Here is a 3,330-nt window from a genome sequence, read left to right on the forward strand (position 1 = left end):
GCGCCGGATATGCGGAAGGCCGGTCCGTCATCAGACGGACCGGCCTGTCCCGGTGGGCGATACTGGGATCGAACCAGTGACCCCTTCGGTGTGAACGAAGTGCTCTCCCGCTGAGCTAATCGCCCGGGAACGGACTGAACAATACAAGAGCCCCGGGGTCTGTTCAAACCGCTTCCCGCCCGGCCGCCAGCCGGGCCTCGAGGGCGCGGTGCCCGGCGCGCATCATCAGGGCGTGGTTGAGCCGGAACAGCGGCCGCCCGGCGAGGGCGAACCGCCGCAGCAGGGGCGCCCGTACCTCGGCCTCCTGCTCGTACACGGCCCGCGCGCCCGGCCGTCCGGCGCCGCGCGGGCGTACGGTCCACCGCACCCAGCCCTCGATGTCCCCGCGCAGGGCCGCCTCCAGGACGCCCCGGCGGGGATCGCGGAGCAGGCCGGTGACGGTGACGTGGATCCCGTACGGGAGGACGGAGCGGATCAGGGCGGTGCCGCTCCGCTCGTCGACGGCTTCGACCCGGCGGACCTGGGGCCACCACTCGGGGTAGCCGCCGGGGTCCTCCAGCCGTGCGTACACGAGGGCGGGCGGGACGTCGAAGTCCCACACGCTGCGGAAGCGGTAGTGCGTCCAGCGCGGCATGCCCCCAGTCTGGCGCGCCGGGAGGGGCCGCGTCCGGCGATCGGGGTTTTGCGGCCGGGGGTACTCAGCGCCGATCTGAGTACGCACGCCCATGTCCTGAGGGGGTGACGGGCGCCACACTCCGGCTATGGACAACCCCCTTCCGCCCGCCGGAGAGCTGGCGCTCATCGACCGCGAGCTGGCCCGACTGGACGCCCGGCGCGGGTACTTGCTGGCCCGTCGGGCGTGGCTGGTGGGGCTGCTGTCGCAGTCCGCACCGGCGTCCGCGGCGCCCGCTCCGGCCGCGCGCGGCGGCGGTCCTGCGCCGAGCGCGCAGACCGTGCTGCTGACGCTGGGCGCGGTGCTGCTCGCGGTGGCCGCGCTCGCCTTCACCCTGGTCAGCTGGGGCTCCCTGGGCATCGGGGGCCGCTCGGCGGTGCTGGCCGTGCTGACGGCGGCGGCGCTGGCGGCCCCCGCCGGGCTGCTGCGGCGCGGACTGCGGTCGACGGCCGAGTCGGTCGCGGGGGTGGGGCTGCTGCTGACGGTGCTGGACGCGTACGCCCTGCACGCGGTGGGGCTGCCCGGCACCGACGGCGGGGTGTACGCGGTGTGGGCGGCCGCGGCGCTGGCGGCGCTCTGGGCGGGCTACGGGGCCGCGCTGGGCCGGCTGCGGCTGCCGCTGGTCTCGGCGGTGCTGGCGGCTCAGCTGCCGTTGCCGCTGGCGGCGGCCGTCACGGGGGCGGACCCGCTGGAGTGCGGCTGGGCGCTGCTGGCGACGGCCGCGCTGGACGCGGCGCTGGCGGTCGCGGTGGCCCGGCGGGCGGTACGGGTTGCCGCGTGGACGGCGTCGGGCGCGCTGGGCGGGGCCGCCCTGGCGGTGGGGCTGGCGCTGTCCCTCGACGCGCCCGGGGCCGCCGGTCCGGCGGGGCTGCTGGCGGCGGGGGCCCTGCTGGGCGTGGCGGTGGCCGCGCGCGAGCCGCGGGCTTCGGCGGCCGCCCTGGTGGGGGGGCTGGCGGGGATATCGGCGGTCGGGGCCCTGGTACCGGCCGGCGCGGGTTCCGGCTGGGGGGTCGCGGTCCGGGCGGCGACGGCCCTCGCCCTGCTGGCGGCGGCGGGAGGGCCGGCGCCGGCTCGCCGGGCGGCGGCGACGCCCGGCCCGCGGGCGGCCTCAGGGGTGGTCACGGCGGGCCGGACGGTGGCGCCGGGACCGGCGGCCGCGCCGGATCAGGTGGCCGCGCCGGGTCCGGCGGCCGGGGTGCCCGGGCCGGTGCGGCGGGGGCTGCTGCGGGCCGGGGCGGGGGTGGCCGTGCTGGGGGCGCTGGCGGGGCTGCCCGCGGTGGCGGTGGTGCTCGCGTCCCGGCTCGGGGTGCTGGACGAGGTGTGGGCGGCGACGACCCCGCGCCCGGCCGGGTACCTGCCCGGTCCGGCGCTGGCGGTGACGCTGCTGCTCGCGGCGGCGGCGCTCGCGTGGCCGGCCGGGGTACTGCCGCGCCGGGAGTCGCGGGTGGCTGCGGTGGTGTGCGCCGGGGCGGGGCTGTTCGCGGCGCCGGTGCTGGCGGGGCTGCCGGTGGCGGCGGCGCTCGGGGCGCAGCTGGCGGTGACGGCGGCGGCCGGGGTCCTGGCGCTGCGGGCTCCCGCCCGGGCCGTGGCCTTCGCCGCCGGGGGGTGTGCGGCGGCCGGGGCCCTGAACGTGTCCCTGGCCGCCCTGGACGGCCGCCTGGCCACCTTCGCGGTGTTCGGGCTGCTGGGCACCGGCTGCGCGCTGGGAGCGGCGTACGGGGCCGCCTCGCCGCCGGTGCGGGGCGGGGCGGCGGTGGGGGCCGTCTCGTGCGCGGCGGCGACCGCGGTGGCGCTGGGCGCGCTGGCGGGGCTGGCCGCGCCCTGGCAGGGGGTGGCCGCCCTGGCGGTCCCGGCGGCCGTGGTGGCGCTCGCGCCCCGGCTGGGCCCGGTACGGGTGCCCGCGGAGGCCGCCGCGGCCGCAGCCGGGGTGCTGGCCGTGGTGCCGGCGGCCGGGGATCCCCCGGTGCTGGCGCTGGTGCTCGCGCTGGACGGGGTGCTCTGCGCGGCGGCGGCCCTGCGGGCGGACCGCCGGGCGCTGGGCTGGGCCGCCGGGGCGCTGGCCGTGGCGGCGGCGTGGGTCCGGCTGGGCGCGTCGGGGGTGGTGGCGCCGGAGGCGTACACCCTGCCGGTGTCGGTGCTCGCGCTGGCGGTGGGCGGGCTGCGCCGCCGCCGGGACCGGCGGGCCTCGTCCTGGGTCGCGTACGGTCCGGGGCTGGCGGCGACCCTGCTGCCGAGCCTGTTCGCCGCCTGGGGCGACGCCCACTGGGTGCGCCCGCTCCTGCTGGGCCTGGCCTCGCTGGCGCTCACCCTGGCCGGGGCGCGCCGCAGGCTGCGGGCGCCGCTGCTGCTGGGCGGCGCGACCCTGGCGGCGGTGGCCCTGCACGAGCTGGCCCCGTACGTGGTCCAGGTGGTCGGGGTGCTGCCGCGCTGGCTCCCGCCGGCGCTGGCGGGCCTGCTGCTGCTGGCGGTGGGGGCGACGTATGAGAAGCGGCTGCGCGACGCCCGCCGCCTGCGGGAGGCCCTCGGCAGGCTCGATTGAGACCCGGGTACGACAGAGGCCCGGAGACTCTTTCGAGTCTCCGGGCCTCTGCTCCGGGTGGGCGATACTGGGTTCGAACCAGTGACCCCTTCGGTGTGAACGAAGTGCTCTCCCACTG

General features: G+C 79.8%; 2 protein-coding genes and 1 tRNA gene. 1 reads left to right on the top strand and 2 read right to left on the bottom strand.

Features of this window, described 5'->3' with window-relative positions; translation table 11 throughout:
• Window positions 1-53: 53 nt before the first annotated feature.
• A tRNA-Val gene (locus tag ACFV0Q_RS36935) sits at window positions 54-125 on the bottom strand.
• Window positions 126-163: 38 nt separating this feature from the next.
• Window positions 164-634 (bottom strand): SRPBCC family protein, encoded by a 471-nt coding sequence (locus ACFV0Q_RS36940; RefSeq protein ID WP_385011734.1) that lies wholly within the window; start codon window positions 632-634, stop codon window positions 164-166.
• A 127-nt stretch (window positions 635-761) separates the two neighbouring features.
• Here ACFV0Q_RS36940 and ACFV0Q_RS36945 point away from each other — a divergent pair, with 127 nt between their 5' ends.
• On the top strand, window positions 762-3,212 hold the full coding sequence (locus tag ACFV0Q_RS36945) for an SCO7613 C-terminal domain-containing membrane protein (protein WP_385011736.1): 2,451 nt from the start codon (window positions 762-764) through the stop codon (window positions 3,210-3,212).
• Window positions 3,213-3,330: the final 118 nt, after the last annotated feature.

The organism is Streptomyces sp. NPDC059564, assembly GCF_042735575.1.
In the GTDB taxonomy this organism is placed as follows: domain Bacteria; phylum Actinomycetota; class Actinomycetes; order Streptomycetales; family Streptomycetaceae; genus Streptomyces.

What these genes read in the sequence shown, in the direction of transcription:
- ACFV0Q_RS36940 (WP_385011734.1), bottom strand. Translation starts at nt 634, where the DNA reads ATGCCGCGCTGGACGCACTACCGCTTCCGCAGCGTGTGGGACTTCGAC.
- ACFV0Q_RS36945 (WP_385011736.1), top strand. Translation starts at nt 762, where the DNA reads ATGGACAACCCCCTTCCGCCCGCCGGAGAGCTGGCGCTCATCGACCGC.